We start from the raw sequence: 25089 nt of genomic DNA, 5'->3' as shown, positions 1-25089 counted from the left end.
ATGCCGGACGCGAGCCCCCTCCCCCGTCACAGGGGAGCGGTGGTTCAGTAATAACGGCGCGGATCGGTCTCGATCAGGCTCGCCAGCTGGGTCAAGGCAAAGCGCAATTCACCCTGGGTGGTGGGCGACATCAGCACCACCCGCACGCAGCGGGAGTTGCCCCCGCGCTCGGCCTCGAACTGGCTGCCACTCAATACCAGCACACCATTGGCCCGGGCCAGGTGGGTGAACTCGTCCGCGCTCCAGGGCTCGGGCAGGGTCAGCCACAGGTGGTAGCTGTGAGGCTGGGTCTTGAGTTCCAACCCTGCAAACACCTCCCGGGCAATGGCCTGGCGCGCCGCCGCTTCAGTGCGCTGGGTCTGCACCAATTTGCGGTCCAGGCCTTCGCTGATCACATTGCTCGCCAGCTGCGCAGTCAACGGCGACGGCATCCACACGCTGCTGCGCACCATGGAGGTCAGGCGCGACAGCAGCTTCGGCGGGCTGTACAGATAACCGACCCGCAGCGCCGGCATGATCGCCTTGGACAGGCTGGTCAGGTACACCGAACGCTCGGGGGCAAAGCTGGACAAGGGTTTGATCGATGGGTCGGTGGCCAGAAAGCCATAGATGTCATCGTCCAGAATGATGAAGTCGAACTCCTCGGCCAGTGCCGCGATCTGCGCCCGGCGCTGCTCGGACATGATGGCTGCCGTGGGGTTCTGGCAGGTCGCGACGCACACCAGCATCGCCGGTTTTTCCCGCAGGCAGAGTTCACGCAAGGCCTCGGGGATGATCCCCTCCTCATCCATTGCCACCCCGCGCAGGCGGCGCTCCAGGCCATGGGCCAGGGAGATGATGCCCGGATAGCACAGGGCCTCGCAGAGCACCAGGTCACCGGCGTTGGTCAGCGCGCTCATGGCCACCATCAAGCCGTGCTGGGCACCGGCGGTGATCACCACCTGCTGCCATTGGGCCTCGGGCAGCGCATGGCGCAACCACTGCGCACCGGCCTCGCGATGGGCCGGGTGGCCGCCGTCCGGCGCGTAATCCAGGGCCCGGCCGAAGTCGGTGCTTTGAGCCATGCCCACCAGGGCGCCACGCAGCCAGTACTCCAGGGTTTCGCTGTAAGGCTTGATGATCGACAGGTCGAGCAGTTCGGGCTGGCCCAGGGCCAGGGTCGGCGCCTCATGGCTGAGGGGCAGGGGCAGAGCCTGGGATGGCTGGGCCTGGACATAGGTGCCGCGCCCCACCTCCCCCTGCACCAGCCCACGCCGCTGGGCCTCGCTGTAAGCGCGGCTGATGGTGCCCGGCGTGACATTCAGGGTGGCGGCCAGGTCGCGCAGGGTGGGCAACCGCTCGCCGTCACTCAACAGGCCGCTGTTGATATCACGCGCCAGGGCATCGGCGATCGACAGGTAGACCGGCTGGTTGAATTCGCTTAACTGGGGAACCCACATGGATGATCACGACCACTGGCAGCATTGGATAGCGGCGCAGGATATCACAGCGATACGCTTGAGCCTTAAATCGACTCAATTTGTTTAAAACCTCTATGAATCGCAAAACAAAATCCGCTCATGGACGCCACAAATAAATTTCAATCAAACAATTAACCTTTTAAATACATAGGCTTACTCAATAATTCCAACATCAGAAACCAAATCTGCCACGAGAAACAATTGAATCGATTCAATTGTTTGAAATACACTCACCACCGATCGAATCAATCGGCCGACGCCGCCCCCTTCGCATGCATTGCGCTGCCCACCCAGCACCCAGTCGAGACGCCATGAGCACACTCAGAAAGGACGTATCACTCTCCGCGATCATTGCCGGCCTCATTGCCGTGATCATTTCCTACGCCGGCCCCTTGATCATCGTGTTCCAGGCCGCCAGCCAGGCCCATTTGCCCAGCGAGCAGGTGTCGTCCTGGATCTGGGCCATTTCCATCGGCAGCGGCATCACCGGGCTGCTGCTCAGCTGGCGCCTGAAGGTGCCGGTGATCACCGCCTGGTCGACCCCCGGCGCTGCGTTGCTGGTATCGATGCTGCCCACGGTGTCGCTGCCCGAGGCCATAGGCGCCTATATCGTCGCGTCCCTGATCATCGCCGTGGTCGGGTTCTCGGGGGCCTTCGACAAACTGATGAGCCGCCTGCCCAAGGCCATTGCCGCCGCGATGCTGGCGGGGATTCTGTTCCGCTTCGGCGCCGAATTGTTCACCTCGATCAAGCTGCAACCGGCCCTGGTGCTGTCGATGATCGCCGCCTACCTCTTGTGCAAGCGCCTGTCGCCGCGCTACGCGATTCTCTCGGTGCTGATCGTGGGCTGCGCGGTGGCCGCCGGCCTGGGCGAACTCAACAGCAGCTCGATCACCATTGCCGTGGCCCAGCCGATCTTCACCGCGCCGCAGTGGAGCTGGCACGCGATTATCAACATCGGCCTGCCCCTGGCGCTGGTGACCCTGACCGGGCAATACGTGCCGGGCATGGCGGTGATGCGCACCGCCGGCTACACCACCCCGGCGCGCTCGATCATCTCGTTCACCGCCATCGGCTCGCTGCTGCTGGCGCCGTTCGGCTCCCACGGGATCAACCTCGCGGCCATCACCGCCGCCATCTGCACCGGCCGCGAAGCCCATGAAGACCGGGACAAACGCTACATCGCCGGGATCGCCTGCGGGATGTTCTACATCCTGATGGGGATTTTCGGCGCGACCCTGGCCTCGGTGTTCTCGGCCCTGCCCAAGGAGTTGATCGCCTCCCTGGCCGGCCTGGCCTTGTTCGGGGCCATCAGCGCCGGATTGACCGGGGCCATGGCCGATGAAAAACAGCGGGAAGCGGCGTTGATCACATTTCTGGTCACCGCCTCGGGCATGAGTTTCCTGGGCTTGGCGGCGGCGTTCTGGGGCCTGATTTTCGGTCTGGTGGCGCACTTTGTACTGAGCTATACCCGCGAGCGCAAAATCCTCGAGGCCGGCCAGGCCAGCCGTTCGTAACCCGCCGTGGCAGGCGCCAGGGCCAGTTGGCCCCGGCGCACTGTTACCGAATCCGAAATGATCCATGTCAAATAAAGCGCTTTCTCTCTTCAGGACGGCGCTTTATCCTTCCTGCCTCAAAGCTGAACCGTTTCATCTTCCTATTTAAAATCAGCAGCATGGGGCGATCGATCCCGCGTGATCGACCCGGCATCGCCGCTGCTTTATCTGCCCATTCCTAAAAAAAGACCACGCCCGAATTTTATGCCTGACGTTCACCACTCCAAAGACAGCGCTGTCCGAACACCCCTGGCCGGCAGCAAAGCCATCACCCTGCTCGGCGCCCTGGGCCTGGCCACCTGCGTCCAGGCAGCCCCGGCCTTCGACAGCGAATCGCCGTGGATGCTGGGCGACTGGAACGGCAGCCGCAGCGACCTGTCCCGGCAAGGTTATGACTTCAAGATCGATTACGTCGGTGAAATGGGCTCCAACCTGCACGGCGGCTACGACCACGATCGCACCGCGCGCTACAGCGATCAGTTCGCCTTCGGCAGCCACCTGGACCTGCAGAAGATCCTCGGCTGGGACGACGCCGAGTTCCAATTGACGGTGACCAAGCGCGACGGCGACAACATCAGCAACGACCGGATCAACGATCCGCGCGTCGGCGGCTTCACTTCGGCCCAGGAAGTCTGGGGCCGTGGCCAGACCTGGCGCCTGACGCAGATGTGGTACCAACAGAAATTCTTCGACCAGAAACTGGATATCAAGGCCGGCCGCTTCGGCGAGGGCGAAGACTTCAACAGCTTCCCCTGCGACTTCCAGAACCTGGCGTTCTGTGGCTCCCAGGTCGGCAACTGGGTGGGTGGCATCTGGTACAACTGGCCGGTCAGCCAGTGGGCGCTGCGGGTCAAATATCACCTGACGCCCGAGCTCTATGCCCAGGTCGGCGCCTATGAGCAGAACCCGTCGAACCTGGACCGCGGCAACGGCTTCAAGCTCAGCGGCAGCGGCACCCAGGGCGCCGTGCTGCCGGTCGAACTGGTGTGGACGCCCACGCTTGATGGCCTGGCCGGGGAATACCGCGCCGGCTACTACTACAGCAGCGCCAAGGCCAGCGACGTCTATAAAGACAGCCACGGCCAGCCCGCCGCCCTGAGTGGCGAGGCCTATCGCAGCAGTTCGAGCAAACACGGCCTGTGGCTGGGCGCGCAGCAGCAACTGACGAGCCGCGCCAGTGACCACTCCCGGGGCCTGAGCGTGTTCGCCAACGCGACGATGCACGACAAGAAGACCAACGCCATCGACAACTACGTCCAGGCCGGCCTGGTCTACAAGGGCCTGTTCGATGCCCGGGCGCGGGACGACATCGGCTTTGCCCTGGCGCGGGTCCACGTCAACCCGGCGTACCGCAAGAACGCCGAGGCCAGCAACCAGGCCCACGCCGTCTACGATTACGACAACCCCGGCTACCTGCCGCCCCAGGACACCGAATACAGCGCCGAACTCTACTACGGCGTGCACGTCGCCAATTGGCTGACCGTGCGCCCCAACCTGCAGTACATCCGCCATCCCGGCGGCGTCAGCCAGGTCGACGATGCGCTGATCGGCGGGATCAAGCTCCAGAGCTCGTTCTGAGGCCCGGCCAGCGGTGCACTGCGCTTAAAACTGCTGTTCCACGATTTTTACCTGAACCAAGCCCGCGCCTGATCGTCATCTACAGTGAACATGCGCGGGAAAACTCTTAACGTCACGGAGAACCACACTATGAGCACTGAGGGTGCTTCAAGTCCTAGCCGCCTGCTGCCGAGCCTGCTCGGTATCCTGCTGCTGCTAATGGGCCTGGCCATGCTGGCCGGGGGGATCAAGCTGAGCATGCTCGGCGGCTCGCTGTATTACCTGCTGGCCGGTATCGGCCTGATCATCACCGGCGGCCTGCTGCTGGCGGGGCGTCGCGCCGCGCTGGGCCTGTACGGGCTGGTGCTGTTGGCCAGCAGCGTCTGGGCGCTGTGGGAAGTCGGCCTGGACTGGTGGCAACTGGTGCCGCGCCTGTCGTTGTTCTTTGTCCTTGGCGTGGTCCTGCTGTTGCCGTGGTTCCGCCGTCCGCTGCTGCGCCATGGTGCAGCTCCGCTGGGCACCGCGCTGTTGAGCGTGGCCGTGGTCGTGGCCGGTGGCGCTGCCCTGGGCAGCCAGTTCACCCAGCCGGGTGAAATCGCCGGCGACCTGGGTCGCGACAGCACCGAGGTGGCCAATGCCGCGCCCGCCATCCCCGATGGCGACTGGCAGGCGTACGGTCGCACCGAATTCGGCGATCGCTACTCGCCACTGAAACAGATCACCCCGGGCAACGCCGGCAAGCTGCAGGAAGCCTGGCGTATCCGCACCGGCGACATGCCAACCGCCAAGGACCCGGTGGAAATCACCAACCAGAACACCCCGCTGAAGGTCAACGGCATGCTCTATGCCTGCACCGCCCACAGCAAGGTGCTGGCGCTGGACCCGGACACCGGCAAGGAAATCTGGCGGTTCGACCCGCAGATCCAGGGCCCCAACGGCGATGATTTCCGTGGCTGGGCGCACATGACCTGCCGCGGCGTGTCGTACTACGACGAAGCCAACTTCAATCAGCCCGGTGCCATCAGCACCCCGGCCACCCTGTCCACAGCTGGCCAGGCGATTGCCACCAGCTGCCCGCGCCGCCTGTTCCTGCCGACCGCCGATGCCCGCCTGATCGCGCTGAACGCCGACACCGGCAAGGTCTGCGAAGACTTCGGCAACAAAGGCGTGGTCGACCTCAAGGCCGGTATCGGTCCGTTCACCCCGGGCGGCTACTACTCGACATCGCCAACCGCCATCACCCGTAACCTGGTGATCATTGGCGGCCACGTGACCGACAACGAGTCGACCAACGAGCCTTCCGGCGTGATTCGCGCCTTCGACGTGCATGACGGCCATCTGGTGTGGAACTGGGACGCCGGCAACCCCGACGAAACCACCCCGCTGCCGGACGGCAAGACCTACACCCGCAACTCGCCGAACATGTGGTCCCTGGCCAGCGTCGACGAAAAACTGGGCCTGATCTACCTGCCCCTGGGCAACCAGATGCCTGACCAATGGGGCGGCGACCGCACCCCGGGCGCCGAGAAATTCAGCGCCGGCACCGTGGCCCTGGACATCGACACCGGCAAGCTGCGCTGGAACTACCAGTTCACCCACCATGACCTGTGGGACATGGACGTGGGCAGCCAGCCGACCCTGGTCGACATGAAGACCGCCGAAGGCGTCAAGCCGGCGCTGATCCAGCCGACCAAGCAAGGCAGCCTGTATGTGCTGGACCGTCGCGACGGCACGCCGATTGTGCCGATCCGCGAAGTGCCGGCCCCGACGGGCGCTGTCGAGGGCGACCACACCGCACCGACCCAGGCCCGTTCGGACCTGAACCTGCTGCCACCGCCACTGGATGAAAAAGCCATGTGGGGGGCTACGCCGTTCGACCAGATGCTGTGCCGTATCCAGTTCAAGGAACTGCGCTACGAAGGTCAGTACACCCCGCCGTCGGTGCAGGGCAGCCTGATCTACCCGGGTAACGTCGGCGTGTTCAACTGGGGCAGCGTGTCGGTGGACCCGGTCCGCCAACTGCTGTTCACCAGCCCGAACTACATGGCCTTCGTCTCCAAGCTGGTGCCGCGAGCCGAAGTGGCTGCCGGCAGCAAGCGCGAAAGCGAAACCTCGGGCGTGCAACCCAACACGGGCGCACCGTACGCGGTGATCATGCATCCGTTCATGTCGCCCTTCGGCGTACCGTGCCAGGCCCCGGCCTGGGGCTACGTGGCCGGCATCGACCTGACCACCGCCAAAGTGGTGTGGAAACACAAGAACGGCACCACCCGCGACAGCTCGCCGATCCCGATCGGCCTGCCAATGGGCGTGCCGAGCATGGGCGGTTCGATGGTGACGGCCGGCGGCGTCGGCTTCCTCAGCGGCACCCTGGACCAGTACATCCGCGCCTATGACGTGAAAAACGGCAAGGAACTGTGGAAATCGCGCCTGCCAGCAGGCGGCCAGGCCACGCCGATGAGCTACACCGGCAAGGATGGCAAGCAGTACGTGCTGGTGGTCGTGGGCGGCCACGGCTCCCTGGGCACCAAAATGGGCGACTACATCATTGCCTACAAACTGCCGGAGTAAGCTTTACCGGCAGGCATGAAAAAGGCGGCTACCTTCGGGCAGCCGCCTTTTTTTGTGCACCGAGCGCCTCCCCATTTGACCGACCAACACCTATCGGCAGCAGCTACAGGTCCGGATGGAAAATTCCTACAAACCGCGTCCATTTCCATCACCTTGTCCCGCTGTGCCCCGGGCTCTATGGTTTGGCCTGTCACTGCCAATTCAGTGGCAGGGCGTAGGAACCCTTTTGATGACCCTTGGCGCGTACGCGTCCCGACTGATTGCGGCACCTTTGAGGTGTCCGTAAGATCAGCCGCGGCGGCTGTGCGCGGGCACGTTTCGACGTGGCCGAGTCCCTGGGTATTCGGTTCCTACCCCGCGCACGGCTGCCACCCAAGCCCGTAGGAAGGCCGCTGGCGGCTAAGACCCCTACCCGGAGCCAGTTCAATGAAAAAAATCGTTCCCGATCCCCCCGTACAACCCACCTCCTCCCGTCGCTACATGCCCCTCACCAGCAACGACTGCACCATCCCCGCCTTACTGGCTGACACCGAGGCGCCGCTGGATGTGCTGCATGAAGCCGCCACCCATCGCATTCGCGCGGCCACCCAGTTGCTGGAAAGCATCGCCAGCATCGACGACCTGCAAAACCACCCGGCCCTGCTCCAGGATTTCGCCCAACTCTGCGTCATTCCCCTGCGCGATGGCTGTGACCTGCTGGACGTGCTCGGCCGCCGCCTGCAGCACCCGTTGCTGACCTGAGCCCTCGGCCCGGCCACCTCCAGCCGGGCCCATCAGGCGCTCTGCCGGCCCCAGCAGACGCCGTAATTGCAAAGCGACACTAGCCCATTTGTGCTAATCGACCTTCCCCTGCCCCGGCGCTAGAGTGCCGACCACTCGCCCCGTTCTCTTCAGCACCGTCGTCCAGCGGTAAGGGGAGCGGCTGCGCCGTTGAAATCACAACAACACCAAGGAAGATTCATCATGAAACTCCATTCCAGCGTCCGTCCCGTTGCCCTGCTCAGCCTCCTGGCACTCGCCCTGGGCGGTTGCGCCATCGCCAAACCGAGCAACGACGACCTCAAGAACCGCGCCCAGATCACCATCGGCAAGCCGGTCTCGACGGTCTCGAACGTGCGTAGCGACGCCTCCCAGACCTACTTCACCGCCAACACCAGCAATGGCGGATACGAGTGCGTATTGCCTAGCGGCGGCATGGTCGCCTTCGCCACCATGGGCGGCGCAGTCGCACTCCCGGCCCAGTGCACCAAGCAGTAAGCCGGAAGTCCCTGACACCCCAGCTTCGCGGCGACCACCCGCAACTGCGCTATGGCAACGCTGTGTGGCGCGAACACTGAAACTTCTTCAAAGGTTCTGAACCCATGAACTCCCGCTTATTCATGGTGGCAGGCACAGTCCTGCTCGCCTGTACCTTGAGTGCCTGCGCGCCCCGTCAGGGACGAACCCTGGACGAATACCCGCCAGTCAAGATTCCCACCGTGCAGTACCCCGACGAGCCCTTCGACACCCAGGCCGCGCGCGCCGCCCTGCAACCCGGCACCGCAACGCTCACCGGCAAGTTCTGCATCGTCGGCAACGACGGCATCGAGGACAGTCGCGACGTCAAGATCTATCTCTACCCGGTCACCCCGCACTTGCAGGCCTGGCATAAGTTGCGCGCGTCCCAGCCTGAAGGCGCGCCGGTAAGCATGCTTCCGGAGGCCGTGGCCGTACACCGGATAACCCGAACCAACGGCAACGGCATCTTCCAGTTCAGCGGCTTGCAACCCGGCCGGTACTTCGTCCAGGGCCAGGACATGGTGTACGGCACCAGCCGCTGGAACGAGTACGTGGGCACCGGCCAGAGCAACACCAACTACGGGCCGGTGACCACCCACTACTACACCGAGCGCAGTTCGACCTCTTCGTCCTCGGGCATGCTGGATGAATTCGTCGAACTCTCCAGCGGCGAGAACAAGAAGCTGACCATGACCAACTACCCCCTGCTTATTCCGTGCCGGACCTGGTAGCAGCCTCTGGCACCAGAGCCCTGTGGGCAGACGCCATTGGCGTTTCGCGCAGGGCCCGCAAGGAGCTGCGCAGCTCCACCGGGTGTACCGGCTTGGAGAGGATGGCGATGTTGCGGTCATGCAGCGCCGCCTGGATTTTCTCGATGTCATGCCCGGTGATGATCAACGCCGGCACCGCCCAGCCCCGCTGCTCGCGGATGCTGTCGATGCACTCGATGCCCGAGGCACGGGTGCCCAGGTCATAGTCGGCGACGATGATGTCGCAGTCGGTCACCAGGTCTTCTGCCGCTGTTTCCGCCTGGACCACACAGCCCCAGCGCTCCAGCAGTGCCGAGGTGGCCAGCAGCACGTTGCGGTCATCCTCCACCAGGCACACCCGCAGCCCGGTCAGCAAACCACTTTGCAACGCCTCATCGCGGCTGCGCAGCCGCTGCGGCGCGGCGGCCTGCAAGCCGTGCAGGCTGACTGCGGTGCCGCGATCGACGCGCGACTTCAGCGTCACTTCCAGCCCGACCAACTGCCCCAGGCGCTTGACGATGGACAGGCCCAGGCCCACCCCTTCGACGTCTTTGTCCCGCAACTGCCGGACCCGGTAGAACTCGTCGAAAATCTTCGGCAAATGCTCCTCGGCGATCCCCCGGCCCTGGTCGTAGATGACGATGGCCAGGCCCTCGCCGTGGCGCCGCACGCCAATCAGCACCGGGCGCTCCGCCGCGTACTTGAAGCAATTGGACAGGACGTTCTGGACCATGGTGGCGAGCAGCCCCGGGTCGGCCCGGACCCAATGGGCACAGGGGCGCAGCCGCAGCTCCACCCCGGCCCAGCGCGCGGCCTCGGCGTTCTGGCGCACCAGGTCACCGAGGAACTGGCCCAGGTGCACGGTTTCGTATTTGGGCAGGACCCGGCCGTTGTCCAGGGTGTAGAGGTCGAGGATCGAGCGGAACAACTGCGAGACGTTGAGCAGTGAACGATCGATGTTGTCCACCAGGCGCCGCTCATCGACGCCCAGGTTGGCTTCGCGCAGGCAGGCGGTGAACAGGCCGATGGAGTGGATCGGCTGGCGCAGGTCATGGCTGGCCTGGGCCAGGAAGCGGGACTTTTCCAGGTTGGCGGCAATCGCCTCTTCCGACGCCAGGCGCGTGCGTTTGAGCAGGATATGGGCGTACACCGGAATCACCGTACTGGTGATCATCAGCATCAGCACCATATAGGGCTGGGCCTGCCAGAACGGGGTCAGCAGGTAGACCATGAACAGCGCGAACAGCGCCAGGACGGTGGCGATGGCCAGGTAGCGCGAGCCGAAGCGCATGCCATTGCCCAGGTTCACCCAGACCATCACCGCATAGATCGGCAACGCCCCCTCCCCGCCCACCACCAGGCCGTAAGAGGTGCCGGTGTAGTCGTAGACCATGCCCAGGATGCGCCGTGCCGGGTAGTGCCCGGGCCAGCGGGCAATGGCCATGCGCAGGGCAATCGAGCCGAGCATGAACAAGAAGATGTAGATGATCACCGGCACATAGGTCTCGACGTTCTGCCCCGGCAGAAAACCGATCAGCCCGACATAAACCAGGGCACAACTGGCGACGATAATGCGCAACGTGGCTTGATCGAGTTCGCTGTCTTTTTCAACTTTCATGCCCTCACCTCCTTGTGTAATCCGCGCTGTCGTGGTCTTTTCCTGTCCCTGCCGAACTCGACAAGCGGACAGGTACAACGCCAGGGCGCCAAGGTAGCATGCCCCCTGGATTGGGTGACTCAAGGAGCTTCAACACATGACGTGCCGGATTATCGTAGCCGACGACCACCCGTTGTTTCGCGAAGGCATGCTGCGCACCATCCAGCGCCTGCTGCCCGAAGCGGTGCTCGAAGAGGCTGGCGACCTGGCCTCGGTACTGGCCCTGGCCAAAAGCGGCGCAGAGCTGGACTCCCTGATTCTCGACCTGCGCTTTCCCGGGCTGCGGTCGGTGAGCATGATTGCCCAATTGCGCCAGCAGCTGCCACGGACCTCGATCATCGTGGTGTCCATGGTCGACAACCAGGACCTGATCAGCGAAGTCATGGCCTGCGGCGCAGACGGTTTTATCGGCAAGAGCATCAGCCCCGAGGAAATCGGCCAGGCGATCCTGGCCATTCGCGAGGGCGAAGTGGTGGTCAAATACGCCCCGTCGGGCCTGCTGCTGCCGTTGGAAGCCAGCGACGAGCTGAGCCAGTTGACCACCCGCCAGCAGGAAGTGCTGCGCCTGATCGCCCAGGGCCAGACCAACAAGGAGATCGCCCGCGAACTCGATATTTCGCCCTTCACCGTGCGCATTCACGTGTCCTCCCTGCTGCACACCCTGAAGGTCTCCTCGCGGGCGGCGGCGGCGGCAAAATTCGCCGAAGCCTGGCAAGGCGCCGACAGTTTCCTGACAGAACCGGCGCCCTTGAGCACCCGCCCGATCGAACCCGCACCAACGCCGCTCCCGACGCACCCATTGGCCCTGCTGGAACACTGGCTTGGCGACTCGCCCAGCGCCCCCTGGAATGAGTACATCACCGAGCAGGTGGCCAAAGGCGTGCTGCACGGTTTCTCGCCCGCGCAATGGCAGCAACTGGCCGATGTGCTGCCGGGCAAGCCCGAGTACTGGCAACAACGCTGCGCCGCAAGCCTCGGGGAAAACCGCTCGGCGCCGGCCATCGCCCTGCTCAAGAGCCTGTTGCAGGACTCGCCCTACCTTGAGGTGCAGGTCACGGCCATCCATGAACTGGACTGGTCAGAAGCCCCTATCGAAGCCTGCTACGCGCCGCTGATCGAAGCCGTCATTCAAAGGCTGGCCGATGAGCAGCGAGAACCCGAATTGAACAACCTGCTGGCCAAGGCCTCTGCGCTATGAGCCTGCCACAGAGCGACGCGCTGATCCTGAAGTTGCAGCACTGGATCGGTGACTCCGAGGCGTCCAACTGGACCGAGTACAGCACCGATCTGGTGGCCAAGACCGTGCTGTGCGACTTCACCGCGGTGCAATGGCAACGGCTCGAGCAGATGCTGCTGCAGCAGGCGCAATACTGGCAACAGCGCTGCGCGGTGTGCCTGGGCAAAGACCGCTCGGCAGCGGCCATTGCCCTGCTCAAACGCCTGTTGCTGGAATCGCCCTACCTCGATGTGCAAATCCTCGCGATCTACGAACTCGACTGGTGCGAAACCCCCATGGACAACCGCTACCGCGCGAGCATCGAGCAGGTCATCGCCAGCCTGCCCCCAGCCGAGGTCGAGCCCGAGCTGACCAGCCTGCTGGCCAAAACCGAGGCCGGCACCCCATGAGCGCCGCCCGCACCCAACAAGTGCCCTCCATCGCGCAACTGACCCAGGCCCAGCACAGCACGCTGCACAACTGCCTGCTCGACCACCTGCTCTGTGCCTCAAGGCTCAAGGGCGCCAGTTGCCTGCACCTGTTGCTCGACGACTTGCTGATCCCCACCAGTGGCGGCACCGAGATGTCCGGCCTGACCATCGACTGCGACGTCGACCCGGACAACATTGCCCCGCATCTGCTGGGCGTGCCTGGAATCACCTTCGAGTTCATGGACGAGCAGGTCACCCTGCCCACCGTGCACGCCATCCGCTACCTCTGCCACTGGTGCGAGACCCAGGTCGAGGAAGACCGGCAGAATATTCTGGCAAAGTGCCAGGCACTCAAGAATCACTACCAGGCCTGAGCCGCCTGCTTCACCCTTTGCAAAGGAAGCCAACAGTGTTCGACCTGAGCCTGCTCACGGGAAATATCCGCTTCGACGACTTGTCGTCCCTGTCCGACCAGCCACTGGCCCGCCAACTCGACGCGCTGAAGGAGGACCTGCTGCAAGTCGAATACGGCGAGCACTGGCTGCTGGACGTGGGCTGGTACCCCGAATTCGCCGAGCATGGCGCCTTTCGGGTAGCGGTGATCAAGGATCAGGACTGGCAGCAACCGCTGTCGAGCGAACAGGCCCACAGCCTTGGACAACTGCGCGACTGCCTGGCCCGTGCCCAGGGCATGCTGCAGGCGCTGCACCACCGCCCATGATCGAGAACCGCAGCATGAAGCGCCGTCCCCTCTACACCCTGCAACCGTTGCGCATTACCGGCGGCTGGCAGATCACCCTCAACACCTTCCATCAACTGCCCTTCACTGCCGAGACCCTCGAATGGTTCGATGCCTCGGTGCTGATCGGCGGCGTGCATCGCCAGGGCCAACGCTGCTTTGACTGCGCCTTTCTGCCCGAAGACGACCCCGACGGCGAGTTCGTGCTCAGCTTGATGACCGACCCCCAGGACCGCTCGGATACGGTGCCGGGCCAGGACGGGTTGCTCGAGGAATTCAGGACCCGCGACACCGTGCAGCTGATCGCCCGACTCGAAGCCTTCATGCTGCAAACCACCCAGCAGGCCGACCCTGCCTCGGGCCACGAAGCGATTGCGCCCTTGCAGGCCATCCGCCTGCCGGGAGGCTGGGAGATCAGCCATCACCAACTGCCGCAACGTGCCTTTGGCGCCGACACCCTGCACGCCTTCAATCACCCGTTGCTGCTCGCCGGTGCCGGCCGCGAACACGGCTTTAGCCTGGGTTTTGAGCCCGCCCCCCAGGGGCTCGGCGAATTTGTGCTGCGAGTTGAACGCTTCAAGCGCAACCGCCAACGCCAGGTCTACCACCGCACCTCGGCGGGCGAGCTCAGAACCCCGGACCCGCGCCGGGCACTCGACGCCATCGAGCAATTTGCCCAAGGCCTTGAATGGTCCGACGCCCTCCTCTTGCCCGCCACCCCGGAGCCCGGCCCATGAAGCAGATTGTCGTTCCCTTGAGCCTGGCGGCGATGCAGCGCCTGGACCTCGATCAGTGCCTGCCCGGTGATCTGGAGCAATGCGCCCTGAGCGCCGAGCACTATCAACAGCTGTGGGACTCGGGCTTGATCGAGCGCCTCAATCGGCAGTTGGGCTGCCTGATCGACGAGCATGAAGACGCCAGCATCCAGGGCGCCGATGCGCTGGCCACGGCCCAGGCGCTGATTGAGCAAACGCCTCTGGCGCCCGCGCTCAAGACCTCGTTGCTGCAGCTCACAACCCTGGCCCGCGCCAAGGCCAGCGGTCTGTTTTTCTACTTTTAAATCCCCCAGGATCGCCATGAGCCCAGCTAAACCCAAATCACCCAAAAATCCGCCCTCCCTGCGGGAAGCCAATCAACAGATCGTGCTGCCAGGGGCGGTAGCCCTGGATATCCTGCGCGAGCTGGAATTCATGCTGATTTCCCTGCGCAAGATGTCGGACCATGCGATTTTCAACCCCGAGTTCGATTTCGACACCGCCACCGGCAATTTCGTGATCGAGGGCCAGTTGCGCGACCGCCTGGCCAAGGTGCGCGCGCTGTTGTCCGAGCCCTTTGACAACACCCTGGGAGACGACGATATGGGCGATATCGAACGTTATGTCGAGGACCTGGAGTTCTGGGAACCGAGCTGAACCCGCCGGCTCAGAGCCGTACCCGCGATGTGCCCAGCCAGGCCTCGAACGCCCGGGCTTCCAGCGGCCGGCTGATCAGATAGCCCTGGGCCGTGTCACAGCGCCAATGCTTGAGCAGGCGCAGGCTGCCTTCGAGCTCAACCCCTTCGGCCACCACCTTGAGCCCCAGGTTGTGGCTCATCTCGATGGTCGAACGCACGATCACCGCGTCGCCGCTGGTTTCATCCAGGTTGCGGATAAAGGACTGGTCGATCTTCAGCTCCTGCACCGGCAGGCGCTGCAATTGGGCCAGGGACGAATAGCCGGTGCCAAAGTCGTCCACCGACAGGCTGATGCCGCAGCCGCGCAGGCGTTGCAGCACGCCGAGGGCCTGCTCCGGGTTGCGCATGATGGCGCTTTCGGTGATCTCGAACACCAGTTGCTCCGCCGACACCCGGTAATGCGCCAGCAACTCGCCGACCATCGACGACAGGCCATTGCCCTCCAGGTCTTCAGCCGAGATGTTCAGCGACAACTGCACGGTCAATGCCCGGCGGTTCCACTCGGCCAACTGGCGAATGCCCTCCTCGATCACCCAATGGGTCAGGCTGCTCATGCTCCCGGTGCGCTCCGCCAGGGGGATGAATTCAGCGGGCGAGACCACCCCGAACGCCGGGTGCCGCCACCGCAACAGGGCTTCGGCCTGGCTGACGTCACCGCGGCGGATATCGAGCTTGGGTTGATAGTGAAGGAACAGCTCGCCTTCGGCGGCGGCGCGGCGCAAGTCGCGAATCAGGGCGATCTGGCGTTGATGCGCCAAGTCGCGGTCCTGCTGGTAGACCTGCAGGTAACCCGGCTGGGTCGCGGCGTCGCGGCGGGCGATGGCGGCGCGGCTGATCAGCTCTTCGGCGGACTCGCCGTCCGTGGGGTACACCGATACGCCGATGCACATCTGGCGCTGCACTTCATGGCCATGGATCAGTTGCGGCGGGTTGAGCAAGGTATGCAGGCGGTCGGCCAGGGCCACGGCGCCATCGACCTGGGTGTTTTCCAGCAACAGCAGAAACTCGCTGGCGGTCACCCGCGCCGCGGTGTCGCCCAGAGACAGCGAACCCAGCAGCAGCCGGCTGACTTCCAGCATGATCTGCTCCAGCCCTTCAGGGCCGAAGCCCTCATTGATCGCCCGGTAGTTTTCGATCCCCAGGTACAACAGCACCACGCTGCGCCGGGCGGCAATCGCGCTGCCCAGGCGCTCCATGGCCAGGGCGCGGTTGGGCAAGCCGGTGAGCGGGTCATGCAGGGCGTTGTGCGCCAGTTGCGACTCACGGGTGGCGATAGCGCTTTGCATGGCGTTGATGCCGTCGGCCAGCAAGCCGAACTCGTCGCTGCGCTTGAGCACCACCGGCGTCTGGTAGTTGCCGGCACCGATGCGTTGCGCCGCCTGGGCCAGCACTTCGAGCGGGCGCGCCACGCGGCGGGCCATCCACAGCGCCCCACCGAGGGAGACCAGCAGCGCCGCCAGGGCGATCCAGAAAAACTCCCGATCCAGCGGCGCGAACGCATGCAGCGCCTGCTCCAGCGGGCTCTGCAACAACACCAGGACCCGCGGATCCTGAGGGTTGCCGGTATTGGCCAATTGCAGCGCCTGATTGAGAAAACGCTTGCCCTGGGTCTCGCTCAACTGCGGCCGCGACTCCCACAGCGAATCGCGCAGGGCCGCCGTGATCGCATTCCAGAACAGCGGCGGCTGGGTGGTGAACAGCTCGCCGGCACGCTCTTTGTCCAGGGTCAGGAATGACACTTCAAGGTTGCTCATGGAGCGCAATTCGCTGGCGAACAGGTCGTCCATGCGAAACCCCATCACCACCCGGGCGATGCGCAGCGGGGTCAGCACCTGGCTCTGCACCAGCAGGTAGGGTTGGCCCTTGAGGGCAACGATCAGCATGCTTTTGTTTTCACGCCGGGCCTGGCGCAAGGCGCCATCGTAGGGAAAAGCCAGGCCCGGCTCGACCGCGGCCAGGGTGCTGGCCGTCACCTGGCCATCGCCGGCCAGCACAAACAGTTCACTGGAACGAATGCCCGTACCGTGGCGGCGCAAGGCCTCGAGAATGCCCTGGGGCTCGCCGCTGGCAACGGCCTGGCGAAACGCCGAATCCATCACCAGCCAGTCCACGCCGTACTGCAAGCGACGCCCGCGCAACTCCAGCAAACGCTCGAATACCTGGGTGCCGGTGGTCATCTGCACCTCGGCCTGGTTTTCCACGGCGCGGGTGGTGGCGGTCTTCATCGCGAAATACACCGCGCCGATCACCAACAACAGTAATAACGCCAGGGTCCCGGCAATCCGTGCCTGGAAGGTGTGGCGCCACCTCATGACCCGGTGCTCGCCAAAGCCTTCGCCAGCAAGGGCTGCGAGATCCGCCGCGAGCCTTGCCTTGAGCTGAAAAATCCTTTCTTCATACCCATCCCTCTACCAAACCGAATGCGTGCGTCAATTAAATGCCATTTCCTTAGCAAGCACGTGAAGCGCTCAGATTAGTCTGAGAAAAGCAGAAGAGCACGCAATAAAACAAGGGATTAGATAGCCATTTTATTGGCGATGCCAATTTCCCGGCATTCGCTTATCCGCAGGATGCAACCGATCAGCGCGATCACTCAGGCGCCGGCCGCAGGTAAGGCCTGACAGGCAATGGCCCCCGCTTCAGCGCCCACTGGGTCTCGGTGACGTCAGCGCCGCGTCGCCGTTCACCCGACCAAAAAAGATCCAGACGGTCAGCTGCTGTACAGCTTTGCGCACGCATAAAGAAAAGCTGAAGCGGGGCCGTGCCATTGAAACCACTCGCCGCCTGCCCCATCTAACTCCCATACCCAATTGCGCAGGTGCCCCATGACCGACCAGCAAGAATTCCCTGAAGACCTCAGCGACTACGCCGACCCGGAAAACGCTGAGCACCCGGCCTCGTCAGGCACCGGCCTGGCATTGCCCGGGCAGAACCTGCCAGACAAGGTCTACATCATCCCGATTCACAATCGGCCGTTCTTCCCGGCGCAAGTGCTGCCGGTGATCGTCAATGAAGAGCCCTGGGCCGAGACCCTGGAGCTGGTCAGCAAGTCCGATCATCATTCCCTGGCGCTGTTCTTCATGGACACCCCGCCCGAAGACCCGCGGCATTTCGATACCTCCGCGCTGCCGCTGTACGGCACCCTGGTCAAGGTGCACCACGCCAGCCGCGAGAACGGCAAGCTGCAATTCGTTGCCCAGGGCCTGACCCGGGTGCGCATCCGCACCTGGCTCAAGCACCATCGCCCGCCGTACCTGGTGGAAGTCGAATACCCCCATCAGCCGAGTGAGCCGACCGACGAGGTCAAGGCCTACGGCATGGCCCTGATCAATGCGATCAAGGAGCTGCTGCCGCTCAACCCGCTGTACAGCGAAGAGTTGAAGAACTACCTCAACCGCTTCAGCCCCAACGATCCGTCGCCGCTGACCGACTTCGCCGCCGCGCTGACCTCGGCCACCGGCAACGAGTTGCAGGAAGTGCTGGATTGCGTGCCGATGCTCAAGCGCATGGAAAAAGTCCTGCCAATGCTGCGCAAGGAAGTCGAAGTTGCGCGCCTGCAGAAGGAAATCTCCGCCGAGGTCAATCGCAAGATCGGCGAGCACCAGCGCGAGTTCTTCCTCAAGGAACAGCTCAAGGTGATCCAGCAGGAACTGGGGCTGACCAAGGACGATCGCAGCGCCGACGTCGAGCAGTTCGAGCAGCGCCTCAAGGGCAAGGTCCTGCCGCCCCAGGCGCAAAAACGCATCGAAGAAGAACTGAACAAACTGTCGATCCTGGAAACCGGCTCGCCGGAATACGCAGTCACGCGCAATTACCTGGAGTGGGCCACCGCCGTGCCCTGGGGCGTGTACGGCCAGGACAAGCTCGACCTCAAGCACGCGCGCAAGGTGCTGGACCAGCACCATGCCGGGCTGGACGACATCAAGAGCCGGATTCTCGAATTCCTCGCCGTGGGCGCCTATAAGGGCGAAATCAGCGGTTCCATCGTCCTGCTGGTGGGACCGCCGGGCGTGGGCAAGACCAGCGTTGGCAAGTCCATCGCCGAGTCCCTGGGCCGGCCGTTCTACCGCTTCAGCGTCGGCGGCATGCGCGACGAGGCCGAGATCAAGGGCCATCGCCGCACCTACATCGGCGCCCTGCCGGGCAAGCTGGTGCAGGCGCTCAAGGACGTCGAGGTGATGAACCCGGTGATCATGCTCGACGAGATCGACAAGATGGGCCAGAGCTACCAGGGCGACCCGGCCTCGGCCTTGCTCGAAACCCTGGACCCGGAACAGAACGTCGAATTCCTCGATCACTACCTGGACCTGCGCCTGGACCTGTCCAAAGTGCTGTTCGTGTGCACCGCCAACACCCTGGATTCGATCCCCGGCCCGTTGCTCGACCGCATGGAAGTGATTCGCCTGTCGGGCTACATCACCGAAGAAAAAATCGCCATCGCCAAGCGTCACCTGTGGCCCAAGCAGTTGGAGAAAGCCGGGGTGGCCAAGACCAGCCTGAGCATCAGCGACAACGCCTTGCGCGCGGTGATCGACGGTTACGCCCGCGAGGCCGGGGTGCGCCAGCTGGAAAAACAACTGGGCAAACTGGTGCGCAAGGCGGTGGTCAAGCTGCTGGATGATCCGAAGGCGGTGATCAAGCTCGGCCCGAAAGACCTGGAGGCCTCCCTGGGCATGCCGGTGTTCCGCAATGAGCAAGTGCTCAGCGGCACCGGGGTCATCACCGGCCTGGCCTGGACCAGCATGGGCGGCGCAACTTTGCCGATCGAGGCCACGCGCATCCACACCCTGAACCGGGGTTTCAAACTCACCGGGCAGTTGGGGGATGTGATGAAGGAGTCTGCGGAAATTGCCTACAGCTACATCAGCTCGCACCTCAAGCAGTTTGGCGGCGACGGCAAGTTCTTCGACGAAGCCTTTGTCCACCTGCATGTGCCTGAAGGGGCCACACCCAAGGACGGCCCGAGCGCCGGGGTGACCATGGCCAGTGCGCTGTTGTCCCTGGCGCGTAACCAGCCGCCGAAAAAAGGCGTGGCCATGACCGGTGAGCTGACCCTGACCGGGCATGTGCTGCCGATTGGCGGGGTACGCGAAAAAGTCATCGCCGCGCGCCGGCAGAAGATCTTCGAACTGATCCTGCCGGAACCCAACCGTGGCCACTTCGAAGAGCTCCCGGACTACCTCAAGGAAGGCATCACCGTGCACTTCGCGAAGAAGTTCGCCGACGTGGCCAAGGTGCTGTTCTAACCCCTGAGCGCCAGTGCCGGCGGCTGCCAGCTGTGATGCCACAGCCCGGCAGCCGCTGGCGTGTCGGCCAAGAGGGCATTGTGGCCAACCTTCAGCCCCTGGCCACACCGCTTGCAATCTTCAGTTATGCTCGCCGCTCGTCATGAATGATCGGAGCTTTCTGAGCCATGTTCCCTCCTCGTCTGCTTGCCCTTCTCAGCGTTGCCCTGCTGGCCGCCTGCGCCAGCCAACCCAAGCAAAACATCACGGTCGAAAACCAGAGTGAATGCCCGCTGCAACTGAGCACTGGCCAGAACCTGATTCTGACCCTGCCCAGCAACCCCACCACCGGCTATCGCTGGGCAATCCAGGACTCGGCCGGCGGCGTGTTGCGCAAGGTCAGCCCCGAGGTCTACAGCAACCCTGAAGACAGCGGCCTGGTGGGCAATGCCGGGCAGTCCACCTGGCGCTTTCAGGCATTTGCCAGCGGCACCGGCCGTTTGTTGCTGACCTACCAGCAGCCCTGGGCCCCGGAAGTGGCGCCGGTCAAAGCCTTCGATTGCGCGATAAAGGTCAACTGACATGGGCTGGCTGATCCTGGCGCTGATGGGCGCAGTCACCTTTATCTACGGCATCAGCGTGCATGCCGCCCTGCTCTGCCTGCTGGTCAAGCCGCTGCCGGTGCTGGCCCTGCTCGGCTGGCTGCACGACGCCCCACCCGGCGACTACCGGCGCTGGATCATCATCGGCCTGCTGTTCTCGGTGCTCGGCGATGTGTTGCTGGCCTGGCCCGGCGACCTGTTTGTGTTCGGCCTCGGCGCCTTTCTAGTGGCACACCTGGCCTACCTCAAGGCCTACCTCAGCGACTGTCGGCGTCCGGCGCTGCTGCCGCTGCTGGTGGCTATCGTGATTGGCGGCTCGCTGCTGACGATCCTGATTGCCCATGGCCTGGGGCCGTTGCTGATCCCGGTGATTGTCTATGGGCTGACCATCAGCGCCATGCTCTGGCGCGCCCTGGCCCGCTTCGGCACGGCGGTGCCCAGGCGCTCGGCGCTGCTGGCCGGGGTGGGCGCCCTGACCTTCGCCTTCTCCGACAGCCTGATCGGCATCAGCCGCTTTGTGGTGGCGTTCGAGGCCGCGCCGTACCTGATCATCATCAGCTACTGGCTGGGCCAGTGGGGCATTGCCGCGTCGGCGTTCAGCCAGAAGCCACGCTAAACGGCCACCCAGGCGCGGCACCTTGTGTCGCCCGCAGGCACCTGAGGCCCTTTCGGGCCTTATCGCAGCCTGCGGCAGCGGCTACAATGCCGCCCCCTCTTTCACCATCCGCCGCTGGAACCGCCGTGAGCCAAGACCCCGATCGCCTTTTCGCCCAGCCCCTGGCCCAGGTGCCCGACTTCGCCTTCAACGAGGACGTGGTGCGGGTGTTCCCGGACATGATCAAGCGCTCGGTCCCGGGTTATCCGACCATTGTCGAAAACCTCGGCGTGCTCGCGGCGCAGTTCGCCCAGCCCAACAGCGTGCTCTACGACCTGGGCTCGTCCCTGGGTGCGGTGACCCAGGCCTTGCGCCGCCATGTGCGGACCGACGGCTGCAGGGTGATCGCGGTAGATAACTCGGCGGCCATGGTCGAGCGCTGCCGGGAATACCTCAACGGCCAGGACTCGATGTTCCAGGAGTTGCTGCCGGTGCAGGTGATCGAGGGCGACATCCTGGCCCTGGAGTTCCAGCCGGCCTCGGTGGTGGCGCTCAATTTCACCCTGCAGTTCATCGCCCCGGAACAGCGCACGGCGCTGCTCGGGCGCATCCGCCAGTCGCTGTTGCCGGGCGGCGCGCTGATCCTCTCGGAGAAGCTGCGCTTCAACGATGAGCAGGAGCACGCGCTGCTCACCGACCTGCATATCGCCTTCAAGCGCGCCAACGGCTACAGCGAGCTGGAAATCGCCCAGAAGCGCAGCGCCATCGAAAACGTCATGAAGCCCGACAGCCTCGAAGAACACCGCGAGCGCCTGTTGGCGGCCGGTTTCTCGAAAGTCGTGCCGTGGTTCCAGTGTCTTAACTTTGCCTCGTTGATTGCCTTGCCATGATCGATCTGTCCCCCCTCGCCCGCCGCCTGGCCGGTACGCCCCTGGCCGACTGGGCCAACACCCTGCAAGCGCAACTCGACAAGAAGATGGAGAAGGGCCACGGCGACCTGGAGCGCTGGCAGAGTGCCCTGGATGCGCTGCCGAAGATCCAGCCCAGTGAAGTCGACCTGCTCAATGGCCTGACCCTGGACACCGAGTGCGATGACGCCACCCGGGCGCAGATGCGCAGCGCGTTGATGGGCCTGTCGCCGTGGCGCAAGGGTCCGTTCGATCTGTTCGGGGTGCACGTGGACACCGAATGGCGCTCGGACTGGAAATGGTCGCGGGTCGCCCCGCACCTGAACCTTGAAGGCAAGCGCATCCTCGATGTCGGCTGCGGCAATGGCTATTACATGTGGCGCATGCTCGGCGCCGGTGCCCACAGTGTGATCGGGGTCGATCCCAACTGGCTGTTCTTCTGCCAGTTCCAGGCGGTGCAGCGCTACTTGTCGCAGCCTGCGGTGTGGCACCTGCCGTTCCCGTTCGAAGACCTGCCGCCAAACCTGGAAGGCTTCGACACGGTATTTTCCATGGGGGTGTTCTACCACCGTCGCTCGCCCATCGAGCATTTGCTGGCGCTCAAGGATTGCCTGGTGAAAGGCGGCGAACTGGTGCTGGAAACCCTGGTGGTGGCCGGCGACCAGCAGCAGGTGCTGGTGCCCGAAGACCGCTATGCACAGATGCGCAACGTCTGGTTCCTGCCCTCGGTGCCGGCCCTGGAGTTGTGGCTGCGCCGGGCAGGTTTCAGCGAGGTGCGCTGCGTGGATGTGAGCGTGACCAGCATCGAGGAACAGCGCGGCACCGAGTGGATGAAATACCAGTCCCTGAGCGACTTCCTCGACCCCAACGACCACAGCAAAACCATCGAAGGCCTGCCGGCACCGATGCGCGCCGTGATCGTCGCCAAAAAATAATTCACCTTGTGGCGAGGGCGCTGGCTCTCGCTGGAGGGGGCAGCCCACCCGGTTTCGGCATGTGCGGTTCGACTGAAGTCATGTGAAGGCTGGTTTGGGGCTGCTGCGTAGCCCCGCGGGAGCAAGCTCCCTCGCCACACGAGCCCTCGTTTGACTCAAGAAGCATGCTCACCAGGCCAGAGGTCACAGAGCCGGTTTGGCCCGGCGGGCCTTGAAGAATTCGCTCAGCACCGTGCCGCACTCTTCGGCCAGGACCCCGCCTTCGAACAGCACCCGGTGGTTGAGAAAGCCCTGGTTGAAGAACTGCCCCTGGCTTTGCACGATGCCGGCCTTGGGCTCCAGCGCGCCGTAGACCACCCGGGCAATGCGCGAGTGCACGATCAGGCCGGCGCACATGCTGCACGGTTCCAGGGTCACGTAGAGGGTGCTGCCCGGCAGGCGATAGTTGTCCAGGGCCTGGGCCGCCGCGCGGATCGCGACCATTTCGGCGTGGGCGCTGGGGTCGCTGCCGCTGATGGGGCAATTGAAGCCCCGGCCGATGATTTCACCGTCCAGCACCAGCACCGCCCCCACCGGAACTTCGCCCAGGGCCGCGCCCTCTGCGGCCAGGACCAGGGCTTCACGCATGAAGTCCTGATCGCGGCTGCGGTCGATGATCCGGGCCGGGCGAATCTGTCGCATCAGACGACCTCGATGGCGGCCATCAGGCCGGTTTCCATGTGGTCGATCACATGGCAGTGGAACATCCACACCCCCGGGTTATCCGCCACCAGGGCCACCCGGGCGCGCTCGTTCTTGCCCAGCAGGTAGGTGTCGGTGAAATACGGGATCACGGTGTGCCGGTTCGAGGCGATGACTTTGAAGCTCATGCCGTGCAGGTGGATGGGGTGCTGGTACTGGGTCATGTTCTTCAATTCGAAAATGTAGCTTTTGCCCTTTTTCAGCGTAGCAATCGGGCGGTCGGCGCAGGTCTTGTCGGTGATGTCCCAGGCCTTGCCGTTGATTTGCCACAAGCTGGGCGGCTTGCCATTGTCCACGTTCACCGAAACCGAGCCAACCCACTCGAAGTTGAAGTTGAGCTTTTCCGCGTTCTCCAGGTCGGGCTCGGCAATCGGATTGGCCGGCAAGGTCGGCGGCCATGAGGTCGGGGCGTCGTTGTTGGCCACCGAACGCAAGGTGCCCAGGCGCACCGGGCCATTGCGCAGCGACAGCTCTTCACCCGCCGGCGGCGCCTTGATCGCCAGGCAGATGCGCATGCCCGGGCCCAACCAGTATTCCTTGCCCAGGGGCCGCGGTTCGACGGGGTTGCCGTCCAGGGCATAGATCTGCGCCTCGACCCCGGGAATGTTGATCCGGTAGGTCAGGGTGTTGTCGAGGTTGAGCAGGCGTACCCGGGTGATCTGCCCGGCCGGCAGCTCGACCACCGCCTGGGACACACCGTTGATGGTCGACAGGCGCCCGGCCGTGCCGCCCCGGGCCGCCTCGCGGGGAATGCTGAAGGGCATGAAGGCCCCGACTTCATCGACGTGCCAGCTTTTCAGGCTCAGGGTGTGCTCGTACTGGAACCCGGTGGGCTCGCGCTCCTCGATGATCAGCGGGCCGACCAGGCCACGCCCCAGCTCCTCGCTGCTGTTGACATGGGGGTGATACCAGTAGCTGCCGGCGTCCGGCACACGGAACTTGTAGTCGAAGAACTCGCCCGGCAGCACCGGCAGTTGCGAGACGTAGGGCACGCCGTCCATCTCCAGCGGCAGACGGATACCGTGCCAGTGAATGGTAGTCGCCACGGGCAGGTGGTTGATGAAACGCACCCGCAGCCATTCGCCCTGGCGCACCCGCAGCTCGGTGCCCGGCGCCGAAGGGCCGAACGCCCAGGCCTCGGTCTTGTGCCCAGGCACCAACTCGACGTCCAGGGGCGCAGCGATCAACTGGTAATCGTGGCCAGCCTCGGCATCGGCCATTTTCCCCAGCCAATAGCGCGACGCCCCTCCCGCCCCCACGCCAACCACTACAAGACCGGTCAGACCACCGAGTATTTGTCGACGGGTAAAGGACATGGACTCAACTACCTCACGTATCTACGGCAGGCCTGAGCCCGCAAAAGGCGAATACGATACACCCGCAGTTGAGAAACAGTAAGGGCAGCGCGGCGACTGG

General features: G+C 64.1%; 22 protein-coding genes and 1 pseudogene. 18 read left to right on the top strand and 5 right to left on the bottom strand.

Annotated elements, in window-relative coordinates:
- Positions 1-44: 44 nt before the first annotated feature.
- Positions 45-1439 carry a PLP-dependent aminotransferase family protein gene (locus CF161_RS20555; RefSeq protein ID WP_020298529.1) on the bottom strand — a complete coding sequence of 465 codons (1395 nt, stop codon included), beginning with the start codon at positions 1437-1439 and terminating at the stop codon, positions 45-47.
- 332 nt (positions 1440-1771) lie between these two features.
- Between CF161_RS20555 and CF161_RS20550 the strand changes: the two genes are divergently transcribed.
- The 6 genes from CF161_RS20550 (at position 1772) to CF161_RS20525 (ending at position 9153) form a co-directional block, all read left to right on the top strand.
- Positions 1772-2977 (top strand): benzoate/H(+) symporter BenE family transporter, encoded by a 1206-nt coding sequence (locus CF161_RS20550; RefSeq protein ID WP_020298528.1) that lies wholly within the window; start codon positions 1772-1774, stop codon positions 2975-2977.
- 243 nt (positions 2978-3220) lie between these two features.
- Entirely contained in the window at positions 3221-4594 is a 1374-nt protein-coding gene (locus CF161_RS20545; protein ID WP_020298527.1) for a carbohydrate porin, read from the top strand.
- A 129-nt stretch (positions 4595-4723) separates the two neighbouring features.
- Positions 4724-7144, top strand: coding sequence for a glucose/quinate/shikimate family membrane-bound PQQ-dependent dehydrogenase (locus CF161_RS20540; RefSeq protein ID WP_020298526.1), 2421 nt, complete (start codon positions 4724-4726; stop codon positions 7142-7144).
- 426 nt (positions 7145-7570) lie between these two features.
- The gene (locus CF161_RS20535) at positions 7571-7885 is read left to right on the top strand and encodes a hypothetical protein (RefSeq protein ID WP_020298525.1); all 315 of its coding nucleotides are present in this window, start codon (positions 7571-7573) and stop codon (positions 7883-7885) included.
- Positions 7886-8107: 222 nt separating this feature from the next.
- Complete coding sequence (locus CF161_RS20530) at positions 8108-8401, top strand: hypothetical protein (protein WP_020298524.1); 294 nt, start codon at positions 8108-8110, stop codon at positions 8399-8401.
- 104 nt (positions 8402-8505) lie between these two features.
- Positions 8506-9153, top strand: coding sequence for a lipoprotein (locus CF161_RS20525; RefSeq protein ID WP_020298523.1), 648 nt, complete (start codon positions 8506-8508; stop codon positions 9151-9153).
- On the opposite strand, the gene CF161_RS20520 is transcribed toward CF161_RS20525, so the two are convergent.
- Positions 9131-10789, bottom strand: coding sequence for a hybrid sensor histidine kinase/response regulator (locus CF161_RS20520; RefSeq protein ID WP_020298522.1), 1659 nt, complete (start codon positions 10787-10789; stop codon positions 9131-9133). The two genes, CF161_RS20525 and CF161_RS20520, sit on opposite strands and share 23 nt — an antisense overlap.
- 136 nt (positions 10790-10925) lie before the next feature.
- Between CF161_RS20520 and CF161_RS20515 the strand changes: the two are divergent.
- From CF161_RS20515 to CF161_RS20485, 7 genes and pseudogenes are all read left to right on the top strand, one after another.
- A pseudogene (locus CF161_RS20515) lies at positions 10926-11531 on the top strand (LuxR C-terminal-related transcriptional regulator); the annotation flags it as partial.
- 491 nt (positions 11532-12022) lie between these two features.
- Entirely contained in the window at positions 12023-12454 is a 432-nt protein-coding gene (locus CF161_RS20510) for a hypothetical protein (protein WP_020298520.1), read from the top strand.
- Positions 12451-12849 (top strand): hypothetical protein, encoded by a 399-nt coding sequence (locus tag CF161_RS20505; protein ID WP_020298519.1) that lies wholly within the window; start codon positions 12451-12453, stop codon positions 12847-12849. The genes CF161_RS20510 and CF161_RS20505 overlap by 4 nt, the downstream gene beginning before the upstream one ends.
- Positions 12850-12884: 35 nt before the next feature.
- On the top strand, positions 12885-13196 hold the full coding sequence (locus CF161_RS20500; RefSeq protein WP_020298518.1) for a hypothetical protein: 312 nt from the start codon (positions 12885-12887) through the stop codon (positions 13194-13196).
- A gap of 14 nt (positions 13197-13210) precedes the next feature.
- Positions 13211-13951, top strand: a complete 741-nt coding sequence (locus tag CF161_RS20495; RefSeq protein ID WP_156882705.1) for a hypothetical protein — start codon at positions 13211-13213, stop codon at positions 13949-13951.
- Entirely contained in the window at positions 13948-14274 is a 327-nt protein-coding gene (locus CF161_RS20490) for a hypothetical protein (RefSeq protein WP_020298516.1), read from the top strand. Before CF161_RS20495 ends, CF161_RS20490 begins: the two co-directional genes overlap by 4 nt.
- Positions 14275-14290: 16 nt before the next feature.
- A complete protein-coding gene (locus tag CF161_RS20485) occupies positions 14291-14626 on the top strand; it encodes a hypothetical protein (RefSeq protein WP_020298515.1) in 336 nt (111 codons plus the stop codon).
- Between the two features lie 10 nt (positions 14627-14636).
- On the opposite strand, the gene CF161_RS20480 is transcribed toward CF161_RS20485, so the two are convergent.
- Positions 14637-16979 (bottom strand): bifunctional diguanylate cyclase/phosphodiesterase, encoded by a 2343-nt coding sequence (locus tag CF161_RS20480; protein ID WP_020298514.1) that lies wholly within the window; start codon positions 16977-16979, stop codon positions 14637-14639.
- A 513-nt stretch (positions 16980-17492) separates the two neighbouring features.
- Here CF161_RS20480 and lon point away from each other — a divergent pair.
- From lon to cmoB, 5 genes are all read left to right on the top strand, one after another.
- On the top strand, positions 17493-19913 hold the full coding sequence (gene lon, locus CF161_RS20475) for an endopeptidase La (protein WP_020298513.1): 2421 nt from the start codon (positions 17493-17495) through the stop codon (positions 19911-19913).
- Between the two features lie 167 nt (positions 19914-20080).
- Complete coding sequence (locus CF161_RS20470) at positions 20081-20473, top strand: protease inhibitor I42 family protein (RefSeq protein ID WP_020298512.1); 393 nt, start codon at positions 20081-20083, stop codon at positions 20471-20473.
- A 1-nt stretch (position 20474) separates the two neighbouring features.
- Entirely contained in the window at positions 20475-21110 is a 636-nt protein-coding gene (locus CF161_RS20465; protein WP_020298511.1) for a lysoplasmalogenase, read from the top strand.
- An 86-nt stretch (positions 21111-21196) separates the two neighbouring features.
- Positions 21197-21979 carry a carboxy-S-adenosyl-L-methionine synthase CmoA gene (cmoA, locus tag CF161_RS20460; protein WP_177326793.1) on the top strand — a complete coding sequence of 261 codons (783 nt, stop codon included), beginning with the start codon at positions 21197-21199 and terminating at the stop codon, positions 21977-21979.
- Positions 21976-22932, top strand: a complete 957-nt coding sequence (gene cmoB / locus CF161_RS20455) for a tRNA 5-methoxyuridine(34)/uridine 5-oxyacetic acid(34) synthase CmoB (RefSeq protein WP_020298509.1) — start codon at positions 21976-21978, stop codon at positions 22930-22932. Before cmoA ends, cmoB begins: the two co-directional genes overlap by 4 nt.
- A gap of 183 nt (positions 22933-23115) precedes the next feature.
- Here the strand turns inward: cmoB and tadA are convergent, their stop codons facing one another.
- A complete protein-coding gene (gene tadA, locus CF161_RS20450) occupies positions 23116-23613 on the bottom strand; it encodes a tRNA adenosine(34) deaminase TadA (RefSeq protein ID WP_020298508.1) in 498 nt (165 codons plus the stop codon).
- Positions 23613-24989 carry a multicopper oxidase family protein gene (locus CF161_RS20445; RefSeq protein ID WP_043229930.1) on the bottom strand — a complete coding sequence of 459 codons (1377 nt, stop codon included), beginning with the start codon at positions 24987-24989 and terminating at the stop codon, positions 23613-23615. The genes tadA and CF161_RS20445 overlap by 1 nt, the downstream gene beginning before the upstream one ends.
- Positions 24990-25089: the final 100 nt, after the last annotated feature.

It is taken from the genome of Pseudomonas sp. CF161, from assembly GCF_000416215.1.
GTDB lineage: Bacteria > Pseudomonadota > Gammaproteobacteria > Pseudomonadales > Pseudomonadaceae > Aquipseudomonas.
This window is presented reverse-complemented; position numbering and strand designations above follow the sequence as displayed.